Raw genomic sequence first — 495 nt, forward strand, 5'->3', positions numbered from 1 at the left:
CCAACTACAGAACCTGAAGTGCCCGCTCAGGTCGTCGCTCAGCACAAACGTCGCGTGCGCTTTAAAGATGAGACCAATGAAGAGCCCGCTTTGTTCTTTGATGAAGACAGGGTCCCTGTTGAAGTCATTGAATTACCCAACCCAGAAATCAAAGGTTTGGCTCCTGAAGACTATGAGGTCATTGGGCACAAGACCACACACAAACTAGCGCAACGACCAGGCAGCTACGTCATCCTGAAATACATCCGCCCTGTGATCAAGGTTCGTCATACGCAAGCCATCCACTGCCCACCGGCTCCCGGTGGCGTGTTGGATAAAAGCCGAGCTGATGTGAGCTTTATCGCGGGTTTGTTAATTGACAAGATCGCTTGGCATCTGCCTTTGTACCGTCAACAACAACGAATGACGGCAGCAGGTATTAAAGTCAGTCGAGGCTGGTTGACGAACCTGTGTGCCAAGGCGAGTGAATTACTCAGCCCCATCTATGCGGCGCAA

The 495-nt window shown here is 51.5% G+C and carries 1 protein-coding gene; it reads left to right on the top strand.

The window, feature by feature from the left end:
• On the top strand, positions 1–495 hold a 495-nt coding region (locus ACOI06_RS14605; RefSeq protein ID WP_420663319.1), incomplete at both ends, for an IS66 family transposase.

This window comes from Orrella sp. 11846 (genome assembly GCF_048820935.1).
Classification (GTDB): domain Bacteria; phylum Pseudomonadota; class Gammaproteobacteria; order Burkholderiales; family Burkholderiaceae_B; genus Algicoccus.